General features: G+C 60.5%; 22 protein-coding genes. 12 read left to right on the forward strand and 10 right to left on the reverse strand.

The genetic code is table 11. The annotated features are described in order from the left end of the window. Positions 1–32: 32 nt before the first annotated feature. Positions 33–482: a c-type cytochrome gene (locus tag M1D68_RS01835; protein ID WP_420764989.1), complete on the forward strand. Its 450-nt coding sequence runs from the start codon at positions 33–35 to the stop codon at positions 480–482. Between the two features lie 69 nt (positions 483–551). Here M1D68_RS01835 and M1D68_RS01840 read toward each other — a convergent pair whose 3' ends face one another. Then, positions 552–947, reverse strand: a complete 396-nt coding sequence (locus M1D68_RS01840) for a DUF1090 domain-containing protein (protein WP_420764988.1) — start codon at positions 945–947, stop codon at positions 552–554. Positions 948–1,038: 91 nt separating this feature from the next. Beyond that, entirely contained in the window at positions 1,039–2,712 is a 1,674-nt protein-coding gene (ligB, locus tag M1D68_RS01845; protein WP_457969101.1) for an NAD-dependent DNA ligase LigB, read from the reverse strand. 207 nt (positions 2,713–2,919) lie between these two features. Between ligB and M1D68_RS01850 the strand changes: the two genes are divergently transcribed. Then, on the forward strand, positions 2,920–3,540 hold the full coding sequence (locus M1D68_RS01850) for a LysE family translocator (RefSeq protein WP_457969102.1): 621 nt from the start codon (positions 2,920–2,922) through the stop codon (positions 3,538–3,540). A 75-nt stretch (positions 3,541–3,615) separates the two neighbouring features. Here the strand turns inward: M1D68_RS01850 and metK are convergent, their stop codons facing one another. Beyond that, the gene (gene metK, locus M1D68_RS01855; protein ID WP_030137860.1) at positions 3,616–4,806 is read right to left on the reverse strand and encodes a methionine adenosyltransferase; all 1,191 of its coding nucleotides are present in this window, start codon (positions 4,804–4,806) and stop codon (positions 3,616–3,618) included. Between the two features lie 19 nt (positions 4,807–4,825). After that, a complete protein-coding gene (locus tag M1D68_RS01860) occupies positions 4,826–5,821 on the reverse strand; it encodes an ArsR/SmtB family transcription factor (RefSeq protein WP_457969104.1) in 996 nt (331 codons plus the stop codon). A 254-nt stretch (positions 5,822–6,075) separates the two neighbouring features. Between M1D68_RS01860 and tkt the strand changes: the two genes are divergently transcribed. The 6 genes from tkt (at position 6,076) to fba (ending at position 12,447) form a co-directional block, all read left to right on the forward strand. Further along, the gene (tkt, locus tag M1D68_RS01865) at positions 6,076–8,073 is read left to right on the forward strand and encodes a transketolase (RefSeq protein ID WP_420764984.1); all 1,998 of its coding nucleotides are present in this window, start codon (positions 6,076–6,078) and stop codon (positions 8,071–8,073) included. 172 nt (positions 8,074–8,245) lie between these two features. Further along, positions 8,246–9,301 carry an erythrose-4-phosphate dehydrogenase gene (gene epd, locus M1D68_RS01870; RefSeq protein WP_457969105.1) on the forward strand — a complete coding sequence of 352 codons (1,056 nt, stop codon included), beginning with the start codon at positions 8,246–8,248 and terminating at the stop codon, positions 9,299–9,301. A 24-nt stretch (positions 9,302–9,325) separates the two neighbouring features. Further along, positions 9,326–10,489: a phosphoglycerate kinase gene (locus tag M1D68_RS01875; protein WP_420764982.1), complete on the forward strand. Its 1,164-nt coding sequence runs from the start codon at positions 9,326–9,328 to the stop codon at positions 10,487–10,489. 31 nt (positions 10,490–10,520) lie between these two features. Continuing rightward, positions 10,521–10,745, forward strand: coding sequence for a hypothetical protein (locus M1D68_RS01880; protein ID WP_457969107.1), 225 nt, complete (start codon positions 10,521–10,523; stop codon positions 10,743–10,745). 56 nt (positions 10,746–10,801) lie between these two features. Further along, complete coding sequence (locus M1D68_RS01885) at positions 10,802–11,137, forward strand: MliC family protein (protein WP_434561867.1); 336 nt, start codon at positions 10,802–10,804, stop codon at positions 11,135–11,137. Positions 11,138–11,382: 245 nt separating this feature from the next. Next, positions 11,383–12,447 (forward strand): class II fructose-bisphosphate aldolase, encoded by a 1,065-nt coding sequence (gene fba, locus M1D68_RS01890; protein ID WP_457969109.1) that lies wholly within the window; start codon positions 11,383–11,385, stop codon positions 12,445–12,447. Between the two features lie 106 nt (positions 12,448–12,553). Here the strand turns inward: fba and M1D68_RS01895 are convergent, their stop codons facing one another. The 5 genes from M1D68_RS01895 to M1D68_RS01915 all read right to left on the reverse strand — a co-directional run bounded on the left by M1D68_RS01895 (position 12,554) and on the right by M1D68_RS01915 (position 15,743). Further along, positions 12,554–12,868: a type II toxin-antitoxin system RelE/ParE family toxin gene (locus M1D68_RS01895; protein ID WP_457969111.1), complete on the reverse strand. Its 315-nt coding sequence runs from the start codon at positions 12,866–12,868 to the stop codon at positions 12,554–12,556. Beyond that, the gene (locus M1D68_RS01900; protein ID WP_420764978.1) at positions 12,869–13,147 is read right to left on the reverse strand and encodes a ribbon-helix-helix domain-containing protein; all 279 of its coding nucleotides are present in this window, start codon (positions 13,145–13,147) and stop codon (positions 12,869–12,871) included. 177 nt (positions 13,148–13,324) lie between these two features. Beyond that, on the reverse strand, positions 13,325–13,609 hold the full coding sequence (locus tag M1D68_RS01905) for a fructose-bisphosphate aldolase (RefSeq protein ID WP_264433038.1): 285 nt from the start codon (positions 13,607–13,609) through the stop codon (positions 13,325–13,327). Between the two features lie 459 nt (positions 13,610–14,068). Further along, on the reverse strand, positions 14,069–14,737 hold the full coding sequence (locus M1D68_RS01910) for a polysaccharide lyase family 7 protein (protein WP_457969112.1): 669 nt from the start codon (positions 14,735–14,737) through the stop codon (positions 14,069–14,071). A gap of 334 nt (positions 14,738–15,071) precedes the next feature. Next, complete coding sequence (locus M1D68_RS01915) at positions 15,072–15,743, reverse strand: polysaccharide lyase family 7 protein (protein ID WP_457969114.1); 672 nt, start codon at positions 15,741–15,743, stop codon at positions 15,072–15,074. A gap of 323 nt (positions 15,744–16,066) precedes the next feature. Here M1D68_RS01915 and M1D68_RS01920 point away from each other — a divergent pair, with 323 nt between their 5' ends. Genes M1D68_RS01920 through M1D68_RS01930 form a run of 3 tightly spaced genes read left to right on the forward strand, consistent with a single transcriptional unit; the run spans position 16,067 to position 19,036 of the window. Continuing rightward, positions 16,067–18,190 carry a putative bifunctional diguanylate cyclase/phosphodiesterase gene (locus M1D68_RS01920; RefSeq protein ID WP_457969116.1) on the forward strand — a complete coding sequence of 708 codons (2,124 nt, stop codon included), beginning with the start codon at positions 16,067–16,069 and terminating at the stop codon, positions 18,188–18,190. Between the two features lie 41 nt (positions 18,191–18,231). Continuing rightward, positions 18,232–18,735 carry a M48 metallopeptidase family protein gene (locus tag M1D68_RS01925; protein WP_457969118.1) on the forward strand — a complete coding sequence of 168 codons (504 nt, stop codon included), beginning with the start codon at positions 18,232–18,234 and terminating at the stop codon, positions 18,733–18,735. Between the two features lie 4 nt (positions 18,736–18,739). Then, the gene (locus tag M1D68_RS01930; RefSeq protein ID WP_420764972.1) at positions 18,740–19,036 is read left to right on the forward strand and encodes a winged helix-turn-helix domain-containing protein; all 297 of its coding nucleotides are present in this window, start codon (positions 18,740–18,742) and stop codon (positions 19,034–19,036) included. A 99-nt stretch (positions 19,037–19,135) separates the two neighbouring features. On the opposite strand, the gene M1D68_RS01935 is transcribed toward M1D68_RS01930, so the two are convergent. Beyond that, positions 19,136–19,588, reverse strand: coding sequence for a GNAT family N-acetyltransferase (locus M1D68_RS01935; RefSeq protein ID WP_420764971.1), 453 nt, complete (start codon positions 19,586–19,588; stop codon positions 19,136–19,138). 261 nt (positions 19,589–19,849) lie between these two features. On the opposite strand from M1D68_RS01935, the gene M1D68_RS01940 reads away from it, so the two are divergent. Next, complete coding sequence (locus M1D68_RS01940) at positions 19,850–20,587, forward strand: substrate-binding periplasmic protein (RefSeq protein WP_434561875.1); 738 nt, start codon at positions 19,850–19,852, stop codon at positions 20,585–20,587. Positions 20,588–20,589: the final 2 nt, after the last annotated feature.

Genomic DNA, 20,589 nt, shown 5'->3' on the forward strand with positions numbered 1-20,589 from the left:
TACTAACGGCCGTTTCCTGTCCCGAGGCAAAGATGTTTGTAAGACGATTTTCCATGGCTGTGCTGGCCTGCCTGATGTTATCCGGCTGCGGTGGCGTCGATCCCAACTCTCCCCTGGGCCAGCGCAAGGCGATTTTCAAACAGATGCTCAAGACCAGTGAAGAACTGGGCGGCATGCTGCGCGGCCGTGTTCCGTTCGACGGCGTGCGTTTTGCCGACGGCGCGGTAAAGCTGGACCAACTGTCTCACGAACCTTGGAAGCACTTCCCGCCGGTTCGTGAAGAAGACCACACCAGCGCCACGGATGAGGTTTGGCAAAAGCAGGCGCGCTTTCAGGAACTGGCCCGCAATCTTGAGGCGGCCACCGGTGAATTGGTGACGGCCAGCAAGGTCCAGCCTTACAGGGCCAGCAACCTGGGGCCGGCGGTGCAGAAAGTCGAAGATGCGTGCAGTGCCTGCCATAAAGAGTTTCGCAATCACTGATCGTGAAGCAGTGGGCGGTTTCAAAGCATGGAGCTTTGAGCTTGCCGCTTGAAACTTGCAGCTTGCCGCTTATTTATCCAACTCATCCACCGCTTCCTGCAATTCCTTGCGGGAAGCCGCCAGTTTGTCTTTACGCTTGTTGATTCGCTCCGCGTCGCCTTTCTTCATGGCTTTTTCCAGGTCGGCCTGGCGACGACTCACCTCGTGCTTGGCCTCGAGGACCTTGTTTTCCCGCTCCTTGCGCAAGGATGCGTCCGTGCAATGAGTGGTCACTTCGTTCAGCGCTGTTTCGAGCCCGGCTTGCTGGGCCGAATTGCCTCGGGACTTGGCCAGTTCGATCTGGTTGATGATGCCCTGGCGCTTTGCCGCGCACCCGGTCAGCTCCGGGGGTTGCTCAGTTGCCATCAAAGGCGAAGCCATGGCACCGCACAGGGCGAGCAGGGCAACGGGGGACAGGAAATTCATAGCAACTCCGTATAAAGACTCTCGGGCGGTCGGTGTAGATGCGCTGTTGGAACGCATGTCCGCCCCTTGGGTTCAACCGCGCCGGGTCGAATCAGAAACCGTCGACGCCAGCGGTGTGTAGTGTTTCTCTCAAGGCCAGCACCTGCGGGTCGCGAAAAAAAGCGCTCAGTTGCGCGGCGCGTCCCGGCCCGATACCGGCTTCGGCTTGCCATTGTTCAATGCTGCGCCCAGCCAGCGCCTGCCACGATCCGTCCAGCTTGGCCTCAGCAGTGGGCGGCAGGCCAAGGGCCTTGAGCCATTGCCGAAAAGGCTGCTGCCGTGCGCTGTGCAGGCTGGCCAGCAGGCGGGCGCTGCTGCGCTCGCCGAAACCGGCAATGTTAGCAAGCTCCGTGGCATCGAGGGTCAACCAATCCAGTAATCCGTCGAGTCGACCCGCGGCCAGCAGCTTTTCCCAGGTGCCGGGGCCGACATGGGGCAGGCCGAGCCCATGTTTGCCACTGAGCCAGTTCAAGCGCGCAAGGAACTGGCTTTCGCAACCGGGCGTCGGCTGCCAGCAACTCAGGAAATGGTAGTTGGCGGCGATCGGTACCTCGAGGTCCGGGCGCTCGACGCTGCGCAGTACAACGCTGTCGAGCCGTGGAATGGTCAACCCGGCCAGGCTGATGGCCACATGGTCGCCGGGGCGGATGTCCATCTGCTCCCAACGCTTGAGCGAGCTGACGCTTACCCGCTGGATCTGGCGATCATCGAGCGTCACGGGCTCAAGCTCCAGCACGGGTGTGATGCGCCCGGTACGGCCGATCTTGAAACGCACCTTGCGTACCTGCGCCAGGGCCTGGGCGTACGGGTACTTCCAGGCCACGCTCCAGAACGGCGCCCGGGCCTGCCAACGGTCGGCCGGTGGACGGTGGCTCTGGCGCAGCACGATTCCATCGCTGGCAAATGGCAGGGGCGTGCGATACCAGTGGTTGCGCCAGTGTTCGGCATCGGCCAATGCCTCGACAGGCTGGCTGTAGCCGGTCGTATCGGCAAAGCCCAGCTCGTTCAGCGCGGCGATCCGTTCGGGCAGGGTCGCCGGGCCCTCGGGCCAGTCCCAAACAAACAGGCCGATTCCTGATGCCTGGCCGGGGGGCAGGTCTTTGCGGGCCATCAACCCGGCCACCGCCGATCGGGCATTGAGTCCGCCGCGAGTGGCTTGTACATGATCGTCGAGCCGCCAATACAACTCGCCCTGAACGAGCAGGTCCGTGGGTTGACGCAACTGGCGGGGAATGGCCTCGATCTTGTGGGCGTTCGAAGTCCAGTCGTGCCCGTGGTTGCCATCGCCGCGGCTGATTGCCTGTTGCAGGCGCCCACCGTGATAGATAAGGGTCACCGCGACACCATCGACCTTTGGCTGGACCCAGACGTCCGATCGCCCTTCAAGCCAGTTCCCCACGGCTTTGGCATCCTGGAGTTTATCCAGGCCCGTATGAGCGACAGGGTGCGGTACTTTTCCGCCCGCCGTTCGCAAGGACGAGGCTAGGGGGGCTAGGCCCTGGCAACGGCGCCATTGCTCCAGCTGCATGCGGGACTGGTCGTACAGCTCGTCGGCCACCAGGGCGCGGCCGAGGCGATGATAGGCATCGTCCCAGGCGTCGACTTGTCGCTGGAGGATGTCGACCTGCGCCTGGGCGCGCTCCTTGGGCCAATCGGGGCACGGCGCAGCAATGGCCAAGGCCACGAATGATAGATAACAGGCGAAGACGCGCAATAACGGCAGCATCGAAGCATCCTTGCTAAATGAGGTACTCGAAGGCTAGCCGCTGCCGTGAAAGGCGCGAGGCCTGGAGCGTTACGGGGTTTTACGAAGAAATGAAGGCGAATCGCCGACGGTACAGTCCGGGTCGATCTGGCTGCGCAACTGTCCCTTGAACCCGTCGGTGGCCGGTGCAGAATGGGCGCTCGATCCGATCTGCCAGGAGTGCAAACGATGGACCTGACGACGCTCGCTGTCTTCATCCCTGCCTGCTTCGCGCTGAACATGGCGCCGGGCCCGAACAACCTGCTATCGATCAGTAACGCCTCGCGTTATGGGTTCGTCCGAGCGTGCAGCGGCGGAGTGGGTCGATTGGTGGCCTTTGCCATCATGATTGCCCTGGCGGCGGTGGGGCTGACGGCTGTGTTGCACACCTCGGAATTGTTGTTCCTGGGCATCAAGCTTGTCGGCGCCGGCTATCTTTTTTACCTCGCCGTGCAGTTATGGCGCGCGCAGCCTGACGCCGGCAGCGAGGCGGCGACCAACTCGATGAGCATGGCCAGCCTGGCGCGCCAGGAATTTCTGGTGGCAATCGGCAATCCCAAGGCGATTCTTTTATTTACCGCTTTCCTGCCGCAGTTCGTTGATCGTGCTGGCACTGTCACTCAGCAGTTCGCCGTATTGGGCGGGCTGTTCCTCGCCCTGGAATGCGTGGCGATCGGCTTGTATTGCTACATGGGCATTTATGCGCGGCGATTGTTTGCCCGGCCTAGCGGCAAGCGCTTGTTCAACCGGATGTGTGCGGCGTTGCTGGCGAGTGCTGCTTCGTTCTTGCTGGTGGCGCGGCGGACGTAGCAATACCCCTTTGTCAAAACGCAAAAAAAGCCCCTGGCGACCGAGTCGCCAGGGGCTTTTTCATTGCAGCGCGTATTACAGGCCGGCAGCGGCGCGCAGGGCGTCGGCGCGGTCGGTTTTTTCCCAGGTGAACGTGGTGAAGGTGTCGTCGCCCACGGTCTTGGTCTGCGGCGTGCGACCGAAGTGGCCGTAGGCTGCGGTGTCCTGGTACATCGGGTGCAGCAGGTCGAGCATAGTGGTGATCGCGTATGGACGCAGGTCGAACACTTCACGCACCAGCTGGATGATCTTGTCGTCGCCGATCTTGCCGGTGCCGAAGGTATTCAGCGAGATGGACGTAGGTTGGGCTACGCCGATGGCGTAGGAAACCTGAATCTCGCAACGCTCGGCCAGGCCGGCGGCGACGATGTTCTTGGCGACATAACGACCGGCGTACGCCGCCGAACGGTCAACCTTGGATGGGTCCTTGCCGGAGAACGCGCCGCCGCCGTGACGCGCCATGCCGCCGTAGCTGTCGACGATGATCTTGCGACCGGTCAGGCCGCAGTCGCCCACCGGGCCGCCAATGATGAACTGGCCGGTCGGGTTGATGTGGAACTGGGTGTCCTTGGACAGCAGTTCGGCAGGCAGCACGTGCTTGACGATCAGTTCCATCACGCCTTCGCGCAGGTCCTTGTAGGACACTTCCGGGTTGTGCTGGGTCGACAGCACGACGGCATCGATGCCGACGACCTTGCCGCCTTCGTAGCGGCAGGTAACTTGCGACTTGGCATCCGGGCGCAGCCAAGGCAGCAGGCCGGATTTGCGGGCTTCGGCCTGACGCTGGACCAACTGGTGCGAGAAGGTGATCGGAGCCGGCATCAACACGTCGGTTTCGTTGCTGGCGTAGCCGAACATCAGGCCCTGGTCGCCGGCGCCCTGGTCTTCTGGCTTGGCGCGGTCAACGCCCTGGTTGATGTCCGGGGACTGCTTGCCGATGATGTTCATCACGCCGCAGGTCGCGCCGTCGAAGCCGACGTCGGAGCTGTTGTAGCCAATGCCGAGGATCACGTCGCGAACGATCTGTTCCAGGTCGACCCAGGCCGAGGTGGTGACTTCGCCGGCGATGATCGCCACGCCCGTTTTCACCAGAGTCTCGCACGCCACGCGGGCGAACTTGTCTTCAGCAATGATGGCGTCCAGCACCGCATCAGAAATCTGGTCGGCGATTTTGTCCGGATGCCCTTCAGACACGGACTCGGAGGTGAAAAGGGAGTATTCGCTCATCTCGATGTTTTCCTACAAGTTACCGATGGTGAGTGTCGCCAGCCGGCCGCTGAAAATGGCGGACCTGTATCTGGAAACCATTACGTAAGCCTACATAGAGGCTTTCCCCGGGCACGAGGCCCGCAGCGGTGGCCCAACGGGCCAGATCGTCCTGTTCAAACCCCAGCCAGAGATCACCGCAGGCCTCCTTGGCCCAACTCTGGTTGTGGCTGCATAACTCTGTCACCAACAGGCTACCGCCCGGTTGCAGCAGGTTGGCCATGTGCTTGAGCGCGTCGGCCGGTGCGGCAAAGTGGTGGAGCACCATGTTCAATACAACGCAATCGGCCCGCAGGCTCACGCCGTTCAGGGCATCGGCCAATTGCAGGCTGACATTAGCCAGGGACTCGCGCTCACATACCTGGCGGGCCAGTTCGAGCATCGCCGGGCTGTTGTCCAACGCTGTCACCTGGCTGAAGCGTCGCGCCAGTTCCGGCAGGAAAGCGCCGTCGCCGGGGCCGACTTCCATCGCCGTGGCACAGGGGCCGAAGCTCAGCTTGTCGAGCAGTGCCACGACGCTGTCACGGTACTGCGGCAGCCCGGCGATCAGGTCCTGCTGGGCGCGAAATTTCTCTGCTACTCGTGCGAAAAAATCCTGGCTGGCGGCGGCGCGTTGCCCGTGGACCTGGGCAATGCGGTCCTGTACCTCCATCGGCAGGTCCAGCTCGTCCACTTCTTCGAGCAGCGCGGCGTGCAGCTTGCCACCCAGAAGCTCGGTGTGGGGCAGGGCGCGCCGATAGAAGATCGCGTTGCCTTCGCGCCGCGTCGCCACCAGGTCGGCCTGGGCCAGGACCTTGAGGTGATGGCTCATGCCCGACTGGCCAATGCCGAAGATCTGCGCCAGCTCCAATACACCGAACGAGTCGTTCGCCAGGGCGCGCAATACATTGAGCCGCAACGGATCGCCGCCGGCCTTGCAAAGGGCCGCCAGCTCATCGCTGTCATCATGGCGAATGAAAGGCACGCGTAAGTTCATGGGCGGCAGTCTAGTGACGGGCCTGGTCCATCGCAAGGCCAATATCAAAAAGTTTTGATATTGCTCGATAAATGGCACTTCCTTGCGTGTGCTTGACTCTACCCACCATCAGCGGAAAGGTTTCACCTGCCCGATGCGACTTTATCCGCCGCAAATATCGCCTTTGGACGAGTATCTGATTGCCCCGGGGCGGGTGGGTGAGGGAAAATGCTCGCCTTTTTCAGTTTCGTTATTCAAAACCCAGGAGATCAGCGATGCCCAGCCGTCGTGAGCGTGCCAATGCCATTCGTGCCCTCAGCATGGATGCCGTGCAAAAAGCCAACAGCGGCCATCCCGGCGCCCCCATGGGTATGGCGGATATCGCCGAGGTGCTTTGGCGCGATTACCTCAAGCACAGCCCGAGCAACCCATCGTTCGCTGACCGTGACCGCTTCGTGCTGTCCAACGGCCACGGCTCGATGTTGATTTACTCGTTGCTGCACCTGACCGGTTATGACCTGTCGATCGATGACCTGAAGAACTTCCGCCAACTGCACAGCCGCACCCCGGGCCACCCGGAATACGGCTACACGCCAGGCGTGGAAACCACCACCGGTCCACTGGGCCAAGGCCTGGCCAACGCCGTGGGCTTCGCCCTGGCGGAAAAAGTCCTGGCGGCGCAGTTCAACCGTCCCGGCCACAACGTCGTCGACCATCACACCTACGTATTCCTGGGTGATGGCTGCATGATGGAAGGCATTTCCCACGAAGTCGCTTCCCTGGCTGGCACTCTCGGCCTGGACAAGCTGATCGCTTTCTACGATGACAACGGCATCTCCATCGACGGCGAAGTCGAAGGCTGGTTCACCGATGACACGCCCAAGCGTTTCGAAGCCTACAACTGGTTGGTGATCCGTAACGTCGACGGTCACGACCCGGAAGAAATCAAGATCGCCATCGAGACGGCCCGCAAGAGCGCTCAGCCAACCCTGATCTGCTGCAAGACGACCATCGGTTTCGGTTCGCCGAACAAGCAGGGCAAGGAAGACTGCCACGGCGCGCCATTGGGTGCCGAGGAAATCGCCTTGACCCGTGCCGCGCTGAAGTGGGAACACGGCCCGTTCGAAATCCCGGCCGACATCTATGCCGAATGGGACGCCAAGGAAAAAGGCCGCGCGGCCGAAGCCGAGTGGGACCAGCGTTTTGCGGCCTATTCCGCCGAATTCCCTGAACTCGCCAACGAACTGGTGCGTCGCCTCAGCGGCGAGCTGCCGGCCGATTTCGCCGAAAAAGCTTCGGCGTACATCGCCGAAATCGCGGCCAAGGGCGAAACCGTCGCCAGCCGCAAGGCCAGCCAGAACACCCTGAATGCCTTCGGCCCGCTGTTGCCGGAGTTGCTGGGCGGTTCGGCCGACCTGGCTGGTTCCAACCTGACCCTGTGGAAAGGCTGCAAAGGCGTGACGGCTGAAGACGCCAGCGGCAACTACATGTACTACGGCGTTCGTGAATTCGGCATGAGCGCGATCATGAACGGCGTTGCCCTGCATGGCGGCCTGGTGCCCTACGGCGCGACCTTCCTGATGTTCATGGAATACGCTCGCAACGCCGTGCGCATGTCGGCACTGATGAAAAAGCGGGTGCTGTATGTGTTCACCCACGACTCCATCGGCCTGGGCGAAGACGGCCCGACCCACCAGCCGATCGAGCAACTGGCGAGCCTGCGCTGCACGCCGAACCTGGACACCTGGCGCCCATGCGACGCCGTGGAGTCGGCCGTGGCCTGGAAACACGCCATCGAGCGCAACGACGGCCCGTCGGCGTTGATCTTCTCTCGCCAGAACCTGCAACACCAGGTCCGCGATGCCGGCCAGATCGGCGATATCAGCCGTGGCGGCTATGTGCTCAAGGACTGTATCGGCGAGCCTGAGCTGATCCTGATCGCCACCGGTTCGGAAGTTGGCCTGGCCGTCCAGGCCTACGACAAGCTGACCGAGCAGGGCCGCAACGTGCGCGTGGTTTCCATGCCATGCACCAGCGTGTTCGATGCCCAGGACGCCGGCTACAAGCAAGCGGTGTTGCCACTGCAAGTCAGCGCGCGGATTGCCATCGAAGCCGCTCACGCCGATTACTGGTACAAGTACGTGGGCCTGGAAGGTCGCGTGATCGGCATGACCACCTATGGCGAATCGGCGCCTGCCTCGGCGCTGTTCGAGGAATTCGGCTTCACCCTGGACAATATCCTGGGGCAGGCTGAAGAGCTGCTGGAAGACTGATCCACATAAGTTGTCTGTTCTGCCATCGTCGGATCGCCGCCCGGAGCAAGCTCGCTCCCACAAGGATCTCCACCGACCCTGTGGGAGCGAGCTTGCTCCGGGCGGCGATCCGACGATAGCGGTGGTGCAGACAATGCTGGTCTTAACGGATTCACCCGATCAGAGAACCCCCATGCCCCAACCGCCTCCCTACAAAGTTGCACTCAACGGCTACGGCCGCGTTGGTCGTTGCGTCTTGCGTGCGTTGTTCGAGCGAGGGGCGAAGGCTGGGTTCGAGATCGTGGCCATCAACGATCTGGCCGACATGGCCAGCATCGAATACCTGACACGCTTTGACTCCACCCATGGCCGGTTCCCCGGCGAAGTGCGGGTCGAGGGCGACTGTCTGCATATCAATGGTGATTGCGTGAAGGTCCTGCGCAGTGCCACCCCCGAAGGCATCGATTGGGCGTCCCTGGGTGTTGACCTGGTGCTTGAATGCTCCGGCGCCTACAACACTCGCGACGATGGCCAGCGTTTCATCGCTGCGGGCGCGCCAAGGGTGCTGTTTTCTCAGCCGATGGCCAGCGAGGCGGACGTCGACGCCACCATCGTCTTTGGCGTCAACCAGGATTGCCTGACCGGCGAAGAGTTGCTGGTGTCCAACGCCTCATGCACCACTAACTGCGGCGTGCCGCTGTTGCGCCTGCTGGACCAGGCCATTGGCCTGGAATACGTGTCCATCACTACGATCCACTCGGCAATGAACGACCAGCCGGTGATCGACGCCTATCACCACGAGGACCTGCGCCGTACCCGCTCGGCCTTCCAGTCGGTGATCCCCGTGTCCACTGGTCTGGCGCGCGGCATCGAACGGCTGTTGCCGGAACTTGCCGGACGAATTCAGGCCAAAGCCGTGCGGGTGCCGACGGTCAACGTGTCCTGCCTCGACATCACGATGCAGACCGTGAGCGATACCGACGCCACCGAGGTCAACCGGATCCTGCGCGAAGCCGCCACCCGCGGCCCGCTCAAAGGCCTTCTGGCCTATACCGAGTTGCCTCATGCCAGCTGTGATTTTAACCACGACCCGCATTCGGCCATCGTCGATGCCAGCCAGACACGTGTTTCCGGGCCGAGGCTTGTGAACATCCTGGCGTGGTTCGACAACGAATGGGGTTTTGCCAATCGAATGCTGGACGTTGCCGAGCACTACCTGCAAACAGCTTCCAATAAACCTGCTCTCTAAACAGTTACCCAGGAATTGCGACCCATGACCGTGTTGAAGATGTCCGACCTCGATCTGCAAGGTAAGCGCGTACTGATCCGCGAAGACCTCAACGTCCCCGTCAAGGACGGTGTCGTCACCAGCGACGCGCGCATCCTGGCCTCGCTGCCGACCATCAAGCTGGCCCTGGAAAAAGGCGCTGCGGTGATGGTCTGCTCGCACCTGGGCCGTCCGACCGAAGGCGAGTTCTCGGCGGAAAACAGCCTCAAGCCTGTCGCCGACTACCTGAGCAAGGCCCTGGGCCGTGACGTGCCCCTGGTGGCTGATTATCTGGGTGGTGTCGACGTCAAGGCTGGCGACGTCGTGTTGTTCGAAAACGTGCGCTTCAACAAAGGCGAGAAAAAGAACGCCGATGAGCTGGCCCAGCAATATGCCGCCCTGTGCGACGTATTCGTGATGGACGCCTTCGGCACCGCGCACCGCGCCGAGGGCTCGACCCACGGCGTGGCGAAATTCGCCAAGGTCGCCGCTGCTGGCCCGTTGCTGGCTGCCGAGCTTGATGCGCTGGGCAAGGCCCTGGGCTCTCCAGCTCAACCGATGGCCGCTATCGTTGCTGGCTCCAAGGTGTCGACCAAGCTGGATGTACTCAACAGCCTGAGCCAGGTCTGCAACCAATTGATCGTCGGTGGCGGCATTGCCAACACCTTCCTCGCCGCCGCTGGACATCCCGTCGGCAAGTCGCTGTACGAGCCGGACCTGCTGGAAACCGCCCGTGAAATCGCCGCCAAGGTCAGCGTGCCGCTGCCGGTGGACGTGGTGGTCGCCAAGGAGTTCGCCGAGAGCGCCGCCGCGACGGTGAAGCTGATCGCTGATGTGGCCGAAGACGACATGATCCTCGACATTGGCCCGCAAACCGCAGCCAATTTCGCCGAACTGCTGAAATCCTCCCAGACCATCCTGTGGAACGGCCCGGTTGGCGTATTCGAATTCGATCAGTTCGGCAACGGCACCAAGGTACTGGCCCAGGCCATTGCCGAAAGCGCTGCGTTTTCCATCGCGGGCGGCGGCGACACCCTGGCCGCCATCGATAAATATGGCGTCGCCGAGCAGATCTCCTACATTTCTACCGGCGGTGGCGCGTTCCTCGAGTTCGTCGAGGGCAAAGTGCTGCCTGCCGTGGAAGTCCTGGAAAGCCGGGCCAAGGCCTGAGGCGACGTTGACCAGGCAAAGGAGTGTTCCGATGGTCAAGACGTTCATGGCGCTGATGGCCGCGACGTTGCTGATAGCCTGTTCCAGCAGCCCGCAAGGCACGGCGCCAGATAATACGGTGCCGGCGCCCGAAAAAGGCTGTTACCAGGCTGACTGGCAGGCCGAGACCAATCCGGTGCTGAACAAGCGCTCAGGACCGGACGGCCTGGATAAATACGAGACGCAAGCGCCGGTCAAGGAACATGGTTGCCCTTGACGGGTCAGACTCATTAGCTCATGGCGGGCGGCTCGGCCGTCAGCCGAGGAACACGGATGAAAGGCTTTGTCGCCGTTGTGGCGTTGGCATTGTTGGCCGGTTGCTCGCAACTGGGTTTTCTACAATCGTCCGAGCCCGTTGCAGAAGGCTGGACGAGTTGGACATGTGATAGCGGGGCCAAGGTGCTCTGGCGTTATACCGATGCAGCGCGCAAGGAAGTGGATGTTCGCCTGGGTGGCGCAGACAAGGTCTACCGTCTCAAGCTTGAGCCGGGCGCTGAAGGATCGCTGTACAGCGATGACATGCTGGCGCTGCACGTCAAGGGTGAGGAAGGCCTGGCGTATTGGGTCGCCACCAATGACTTGATTGGGCGTGGCTGCAAGGCTGACTGATCTGCCGAAACCCCATGTGGGAGCGAGCCTGCTCGCGAAAGCGATGCCTCAGGCAACAGAGATGTTGACTGCTAGGCCCTCATCGCGAACAGGCTCGCTCCCACAGGGTTTCTTGTTTGTAGTGAGATTTTGTTTCATTGGACACGCAGATCGGGTCAACCCCCGATCCGCAATGACTTGAATAGCCGCCGCCGCTCCGGCAGGCTGGCACGATTAACGACCCTCGACCGGGAGAGATACACACAATGGCACTTATCAGCATGCGTCAGATGCTGGACCACGCAGCCGAGTTCGGCTACGGCGTCCCAGCCTTTAACGTCAACAACCTTGAGCAGATGCGCGCCATCATGGAAGCCGCTGACAAGACTAACTCCCCGGTAATCGTCCAGGCCTCGGCCGGTGCCCGCAAATACGCCGGCGCGCCGTTCCTGCGCCACCTGATCCTGGCAGCGATCGAAGAATTCCCGCACATCCCGGTGTGCATGCACCAGGACCACGGCACCAGCCCTGACGTCTGCCAGCGCTCCATCCAACTGGGCTTCAGCTCGGTGATGATGGACGGCTCCCTCGGCGAAGACGGCAAGACCCCGACCGACTACGAATACAACGTGCGGGTCACCCAGCAGACCGTCGCCATGGCCCACGCCTGCGGCGTTTCGGTGGAAGGCGAACTGGGTTGCCTGGGCTCGCTGGAAACCGGCATGGCCGGCGAAGAAGACGGCATCGGCGCCGAAGGCGTGCTGGATCACAGCCAGATGCTGACCGACCCGGAAGAAGCCGCGGACTTCGTCAAGAAAACCCAGGTCGATGCCCTGGCCATCGCCATCGGCACCAGCCACGGCGCATACAAGTTCACCAAGCCGCCTACCGGCGATGTACTGGCGATCGACCGCATCAAGGAAATCCACAAGCGCATCCCCAACACCCACCTGGTGATGCACGGCTCGTCCTCGGTACCGCAAGAGTGGCTGGCGATCATCAACCAGTACGGCGGCGACATCAAGGAAACCTACGGCGTGCCGGTTGAAGAAATCGTCGAAGGCATCAAGTACGGCGTGCGCAAGGTCAACATCGATACCGATTTGCGCCTGGCTTCTACCGGTGCCATGCGTCGGTTGATGGCGACCAATCCGAGCGAGTTCGACCCGCGTAAATTCTTTGGCGCGACCGTGACCGCTATGCGGGATGTGTGTATCGCGCGTTATGAGGCGTTTGGTACTGCGGGTAATGCTTCGAAGATTAAGCCGATCTCGTTGGAAGCCATGTATCAGCGGTATTTGAAGGGTGAGTTGAACGCTAAGGTCAACTGAGGCTTCAACATTGTGAGAAAAACCCGCAGTGATGCGGGTTTTTTAATGGGGCGGATTTGTGTGTATAGCCGGTGCTTGGGTTGGCCGCTTCGAGAGTGAGCTGGTTTTAATCGTCCAGTCCACTCTGCAAAGCGCCCTCAAAGTCTTGTCCGCCATAAAACACGCCCAGAATGGAAACCAGTTCGGCTTCAACAGCAAAGGCGATCACGGTCCGTTTACGGTAGTTTGTGATACGCAAACCCGGGCGTATCTCGTGCCTTTGGTTCCCTCGGTGCGGGAACGTCTGTAGTTCTTCACAGTAGGTCAAGATGGCGTCGGTATACCGACGGGCCATTTCCGGCGAAGCCGCTGTGGCAATGTAGCGGTAGAGGGCAGCTAATTGCTCAAGGGCTTCCGGTGCAAACTCGACGGTGTAAGCCATTCACGGTTTCACAGTGGAATTTTCGTGCTCTGCCGCCAATCGGGAGCGCACCTGGTCCACGTTCAATGCTCGCGAGGGATCGGTTTTCAACGCGTCATAAGCTGGGGCCACTTGGCCTACGAGCCAGTTTTCCAACGCACGATCACGAGCTAGCAGTGCTCGGAGGCCATCCCGAATGACTTCGCTTTCAGTGGCGTACTCACCGGCAGCCACCTTGGCTTTCACTACGTCAGCCATCTGGTTAGGCAGCGTGATGCTGAACTGTTGAGTGCTACGCATGATGAGCCTCCTGGGTAAGATGGGATTTAATCCTACTCTGCTCAAAAGAATATGCACATGACCTCCTATCGTCCGATGACTTTGCCTGCGGATTAGGTGAGCTTGCTCGCGCTCGCGGTGTGTCAGTGGATATCACTGCTTTGCCGATTCGCGAACAGGCTCGCACACAGGGGACCTCTATTGGTCTTCGAGGCCGCGCTGTTCAATGACACCGAACACGTCCGTCACGTCTTGGACGAGGATCCGGGCGACGTTCGTTAGGGTGTTGAAGTCGCCAGCAGCCGAGTCGCGCAAGGTGGCGCAGGCCATGAGCGTCAGGTAGTCGAGCGTGGCATGCAAGCGTTCGCTGGCGCAGGCGTGGAGCTCGGTCAGTGGGACGGTTTTATCGATGAACAGGACGGGCTGGGTGGTGGCGATCGGGGTGAGCGGAGTGAAGCGAGTGGGCAATTGTTCGGCTTTCATGACAAACCTCTAACTCAAATAGATATTTGCCACCGTTCGCTGCGAAACAAATTTGGTGGCAGCCATGTGCGGGTTCGCAGACCGAGGAGTTAGAGAAACCCGGCAGACCCGAAGATCTCCCACACACAGCCGCCATGAAAAGCCGAGCATAGACAGGAATGCCTATGTCGATTTCTGACGGTCGTGATTCTAACTCACACGGGCTGCGAAACCCTTGTCCACCGACCAAAGCCAGCAGACCCACCAACTATAGAGCAGATTCCCAAGGCCAAAATCGGCCCTGTAGGACGCACCAGCCCCCTGTGGCGAGGGAGCTTGCTCCCGCTCGGGGGCGCAGCCCCCGCAAAACCGGTGCATGAGATGGGGCTGGCGGAAAGAAGGGGTCGCTTCGCAGCCCAGCGGGAGCAAGCTCCCTCGCCACATGGTGTAAATTCCTACGAGATTTTAGGACGTGAAAACTCAGGTGTTGTGATCGATATCCAGCACGCTGAACGTCACCTTCCCGCCTTCGCTGGTGTAGCCCGAGTTGTCCTGCACATATACCCCGGCCTTGAAGTACAACGGCTTGTCGCGCCAGGCGCGGCCGACGGTGGTGTACCAACTGTTGCCGGCCGCGGTGATGCCCAGGTCACCGGTACGATCGAGGTGAATCCGGTAGGAGAACGACCGATTGAGCTTCACCCCCGTGGCTACGGTGATGACCCTGCCTTTGCTGTCATCGGGACGCATGCGGACCTTGGCGACGATGTTCCCGGTGTCGCTGTCGTCCTTGTATTGGTATTCCAGCTTGACCATGGGTTTGCTGCTGTCCTTTGCATGAATCTGACCGATGACGATCTTGCCGCTGCTAGGTACCTGATTGACGGCGAGCGTTGCCCTCAGGAAGTTGTCGGCGTCTGGGTAGACCCAATTGCGCAACCTTCCGTCTTTATAGGTTTCGCGCAGTTCACTGCGCGGGTAGATCGCATTTTCAGTCTTGGAGCCCGTCACCGGCGACCAGAAATACACCGTGCTGCCTTGGGAATTGAAATACTTATCCTTGAACCCGTCCACCAGGCGCGGCGTTTCGATGGTTTTCGGCGGGCTGCCTTCGGGAATGCTCAGGTTCCAGGTTGCAAGATCGACCATGTTCGGATCCTTTCTGAGAAAAAGAAATGATTTACGCCACAGCCGGAGGCTCTAAGACGCGCTTTTGCTGAGGCCAGACGCAGGCGCGGACGAAAAATTGGCACGTTCGTCCGGCGAAGGGTTGGCGTCAGCAGACCGTCAGAGTGGCGTTTCGCGGTTTTGTGCCCGAGAGAAGGGACCGCTGGTCGAGAAATTGGATTTTCGAGGGAACGATTACACGATGGCCTTTTGACGCTTGTTGCGTGAAGACATCATGGGCCTGTTGAAACCGAGGGATGAAGGCGGGAACCCATCGCAGCGTCCCTGCTGCAATGGCGGCGGAGCGGGTCGGCGATCAAAGCGTGGTGTGCTTGATTTCCAACTTGCTGAACGTCACTTTCCCGCCTTCAGTGACATAACCGGTGTTGTCTTGCACGTACGCGCCTGCCTTGAAGTAGAGCGGTTTGACTTTCCAGCTTGGGTCAACGGTGGTGCGCCAGTTGTAACCCGCCGCGGAAATGCCCAATGCGCCCTTGGGGCTCAGGTGGATCATGTAGGAAAAGTTGCGGTTGAGCGTCACACCGGTCGCGACGGTGATGACCTGGCCCTCCTCGTCGTCCGGGCGCATGCGCACTTTGGCGACGATGTTGCCGGTCGAACTTTTAGTCTTGTATTGGTATTCCAGCTTCACCATCGGGCTGTTGCTGTCCTTTGTGTGAATCTGGCCGATCACGATCTTGCCGGTGCTGGGCACCTGGTTGACCGCCACGGTCGCGCGCAAGGTGTTATCTGCCGCAGGGTAGAGCCAGTTGCGCAGTCGTCCGTCGGGAAAGGTTTCCCGCAGCTCGCTGCGCGGGTAACTCGCGTTGGCCGTTTTGGTGCCGGTCACTGGCGCCCAAAAGAATACGGTGCCGGTTTCGGCGTTGAAATATTGGTCCTTGAACCCTTGGGCCAGGCGAGGGGTGTCGATGGTCATCGCCGGGCTGCCTTCGGGGATGCTCAAGTTCCAGGTTGCGAGATCGATCATGTCCAGGTTCCTACGTATCTGATGTAAAAGGTGCACGCCGTGTCGGGAGGCTTTAAACCGCCCTTTGAAGCGTTTCGAAACGCTGGATGGGGCTTTTTGTTGTTGACCGGTCGGCGAATGTTTGACGTCAATTGTTCGTCGAGTAGGTCATTGCAGTTTCTGTGCCTGGAGAGGGTGACCGTTAGTCGGCTATTTCGGGCTTTGTCTGGATGATGGCGCGATGACACCTACTGCTTTTCAAAATCCCGGTCTAGAGTGAGATCACTGTATGTTGTCCGCCTTGTTCCATAAGACGGACATGGCGCCCCGATAAGAGAAGCAGCATGGAATGCGCGCAACCCCCGTTTGGCGAAGACAGCTCCGTCCTTTTGATCGTTGATGACTACCCTGAAAACCTGCTCAGCATGCGAGCGTTGTTGCAGCGTCCGGATTGGCGGGTGATGACCGCCGCCTCTGGTGTCGAGGCGCTCAACATGCTCCTGGAACACGACATCGACCTGGTGCTGCTGGATGTGCAGATGCCGGATATGGACGGCTTCGAAGTGGCGCGCCTAATGCGTGGCAGCCAGCGCACGCGGCTTACGCCCATCATCTTCCTGACGGCCAATGAGCAATCCCAGGACGCGGTCATCAAGGGATACGCCAGTGGCGCGGTGGATTACCTGTTCAAGCCATTCGATCCACAGATCCTCAAGCCCAAGGTGCATGCCTTGCTGGAGCACCAGCGCAACCGGCGCGCGTTGCAGCGTCTGAGCCAGGATCTCGAGGCTGCCCGGGCCTTCAATGCCTCGGTGCTGGACAACGCCGCCGAGGGAATCCTCGTGGTGGATGAGAACGGATGCATCCGGTTCGCCAACCCTTCCACCTGCCGCTTGCTCAACGCCACCGCCGACCGGTTGCAGGGCTCGGCGTTCCTCGATTTCCTGCAAAAACCCCACATTCCCGAATGGCTTGATTCCGACATCCATACCGCCTACATGCGCGGCGAAACCTGGCGCTTGCACGATGCCGTGTTGCGTACCGCGCCTGGCCAGCAGGTGTCGGTAGCCTTGTCCTGCGCGCCATTGCCTGCGGAGCAGAGGGCGATGGTGGTCACGCTTCAGGACATGTCGGTGGTTCGTCATCTGCATCAGCAACTCGAATTCCAGGCTGTCACCGACCCCTTGACCGGCCTGCTCAACCGCAGGGGGTTCTATCAGACGGCGGAAAACCTGCTGATGCGCAGCGAGCGGCTGGAAAGCAACTGGGTGTTGCTGTACCTGGATCTGGATGGATTCAAGCGGGTCAACGATTCCCTGGGCCACGATGCCGGTGACCGGGTGCTGCGCTGGGTCTCGGAGCAATTGAAGGCGTGCCTGCGTCCGTTCGACATCCTGGCGCGCCTGGGGGGCGACGAATTCACCGCGCTGCTGGATCTGGAACTGCCTGAGCAGGCGGCGAAGATTGCCGAAAAGCTCATCGAGCGGGTCTCGGTCTGCCAGCAGATCGACGGCATGGACGTGACGCTGGGGGCGAGCATTGGTATCGCGACCTATCCGGACTGCGGCTCCAACCTCGACGGTTTGCTGCGCGCCTCCGACATCGCCATGTACGAAGCCAAGCGTGCCGGCCGCCAGCAATATCGTTTCTACGACCATGAAATGAACGGTCGAGCCCGTTCACGGCTCATGCTCGAAGAGAGCGTGCGTTCGGCAATCGAGAACCGTGATTTCAACATGGTCTATCAGCCGCAGGTCAGCATTCGCGATGGGCGCACTCGCGGCTTCGAAGCGCTGTTGCGCTGGCAGCATCCGAGCGTCGGCGACGTGCCGCCAGGCTTGTTCCTGCCGTTGCTTGAGGAGGTACGGTTGATCAGCCGGCTGGGCAGCTGGATTTATCATCGCAGCGCGGCCCAGCGCAAAGTCTGGGAACGCATGTTCGCGGATGACCTGGTGCTGGGTGTGAGCCTTAGCAGTACGCAGTTCGGCATGCCGAACCTGGTCACCGAATTACGCCAGGTGCTGGAGCGCCATGCCTTGAAGCCCCGGCAACTGGAGGTTGAAGTGACGGAAGATGCGTTGATGCGCAACCCCGACGAAACCCATAAGCAGTTGCGGCTGCTGCGTCATTTGGGCGTGCGGGTGGCATTGGACGATTTCGGTTCGGGCCCTTGCTCGCTGGCGCATCTGCGCGATCTTGAGCTCGATACCCTCAAGCTTGATCGGCATTTGATTGCCCGCTTGCCGGACTCGCCACGGGACGCCGCGTTGGCCGCCTCGGTGATCGATCTGTGCGGTCAACTGGGGTTGCGGGTGATCGCCGAGGGGGTTGAAACCGCGGCGCAGTACCAGTGGCTCAGGGATCACGGTTGTGAATATGTACAAGGTTTCCTGGTGGCGCGGCCCTTGATGGCCGAGGATACCGATGCCTTTGCCCGACCCTTCGACTGGAGCGCGGTGCAGGCCTGAATTCGCTACACTGGCAACCTTTTGTGATTTGTTGCCGGCCGATGACCACGCTCAAGTACCTCCAGGCGTACCCCGCCGCCCTGCAAGCCCAGGTGCAGCAATTGATTGCCCAGGATCGGCTGGGCGACTACCTGCACCAGCGCTATCCCGGCCGCCATCCGATCCAGAGCGACAAGGCGTTGTATGGTTATGCGCTGCAAATCAAGCAGCAATACCTGCGCAACGCACCGGCGATCGACAAGGTGCTGTTCGACAACCGTCTCGACCTGACCCACCGCGCGCTCGGCCTGCACACGGCTGTCTCGCGGGTGCAGGGCGGCAAGCTCAAGGCCAAGAAGGAAATCCGCATTGCCTCGTTGTTCAAGGACGCGGCGCCTGAGTTTCTGAAGATGATCGTGGTCCACGAGCTCGCCCACTTCAAGGAGTCGGACCACAACAAGGCGTTCTATAACCTTTGCGAACACATGCTGCCGGGCTACCACCAGCTGGAATTCGATTTGTGCGTGTACCTGACCTGGCGTGACCTGCAACAAGACAAGGAATGAGTGGATGGACGTCAGCAAGACCAAGAGCAGCTTCTATCGTCGCCTGTATGTGGCTTACCTGATCGACAGCGACCTGGCCAGCAACATTCCCGCGCTCACCGAGGCCACCGGCATGCCACGGCGTACCGCGCAGGATACTGTCGCGGCATTGGCGGACCTGGACATCATCTGTGAGTTCGAACAGCAGCAAGGCGCGCGCAACCATGCCGGGCAGTATCGAATTCGTGATTGGGGGGCGATTGATCGGCGGTGGATCGAGCAGAACCTCGAGCGGATCAAGGCGGTGCTTGGGTATCCCTGAAGTTTTACTGGCCCCATCGTCGGACCGCCGCCCGGAGCCAGCTCGCTCCAGTATTTGAATGCAACCTTGGTGGGAGCGAGCCTGCTCGCGAAGCGGACCTCAGGGACGATGCATACCGATATGTGGAATCCCATCTTCCAGATACTCCACGCCCACCGCCTCAAACCCATATCGCCCGTAATAACCTTGCAGATGCGCCTGGGCCGACAATGAAATCGACGTACCTGGCCAGTGTTTTTCCGCCTGCTTGAGGGCGTGTTCCATCAGCGCGTGTCCCAACCCCTGGCCTCGTGCTTCGGGCGCGATGACCACCCGACCAATCACCACATCGCTGTTTTGCGAATGTGGATCGAGCAAGCGCAGGTAGGCGACCAGATGGTTGTCGCGCCAAGCCATCAGGTGGCACGTGTCGCCCTCAAGGTCCAGTCCGTCGACATCCGGATAGGCACAGTTCTGCTCTACGACGAACACCTCGGCGCGCAGTTTGAGGATGGCGTACAGCTGTTCCTTGTTCAGGTCGTTGTGATGTTTGCAGACCCAGTCGATATCCATTTTTTGAATTTCCTTGAGAACCTGATGCCGATATTAGGCGCCCTTGCGTCGGAAGTCTCTTCTGCGATCAGACGAAAAAACTGTGATAAAAGGCCAAAATGCCATCATGGATGTGTCGCGGTCCCGTCTTCTTTGTGTAATCTTTATTCGAGCACTGCGCAGCGGTTTCGATGAGCTAACGTTAGGACCGGATGTCTCAGGACTTCCCTTGAGTTTCGGCTAAAAACAAACCGGGCTTTGAACCCGTCAAGGATGTTTGGCATGCCGCGATTGCATCGAGCTCTTGCTTTGGTCGGATTGCTGTTGCTGAGCCACCACGCCTGCGCGCAGAAGTTGCGCCTGGTCGCGGATGCCTGGCCGCCCTTCACCGATTCGACGTTGATCAATGGCGGCTTGGCCACCGATATCGTCACCACTGCACTGGCACGGGCCGGTTATGCCAGCGACTTCGAGCAGGTGCCCTGGGCCCGGGCGATGCTGGGTATCAGTGAAGGGCGCTACGACGTGTTGATCAACGCCTGGTATGCCGAAGAGCGCACCCATGTGGGCCAGTTCTCGGCCGAATACCTGCTCAATCGCGTGCGCTTCATCAAGCGCAAGGACGCGGCCATCGAATTCGACAATCTGCAACAGCTTTACGCTTTTCCTGTCGCCGTGGTGCGCGGCTACGCCTATGCCAAGGCGTTCGACGAGGACGGGCAGATGCAGAAGGTCCCTGTGCATAACTTCGCGATGGCCGTGCGCATGGTGGCCGCCGACCGGGTGAAGCTGACCCTGGAAGACGAATACGTCGCCCGTTACTACCTGGCTCGAGAATCCCCCAAGGTGCGCAATGCCGTGGAATTCCTGCCCAAGCCCCTGAGCGAGAACAGCCTGCACATCCTGGTCAGCCTGAAGACCCCCGAGCATGAGCGGATCGTGGCCGGTTTCGATCGCGAGATTGCGGCGATGAAGGCCGATGGGAGTTATCAGCGGCTATTGAAGGCGCACGGGATGTGAGA

The sequence above is a fragment of the Pseudomonas sp. R4-84 genome, assembly GCF_054130985.1.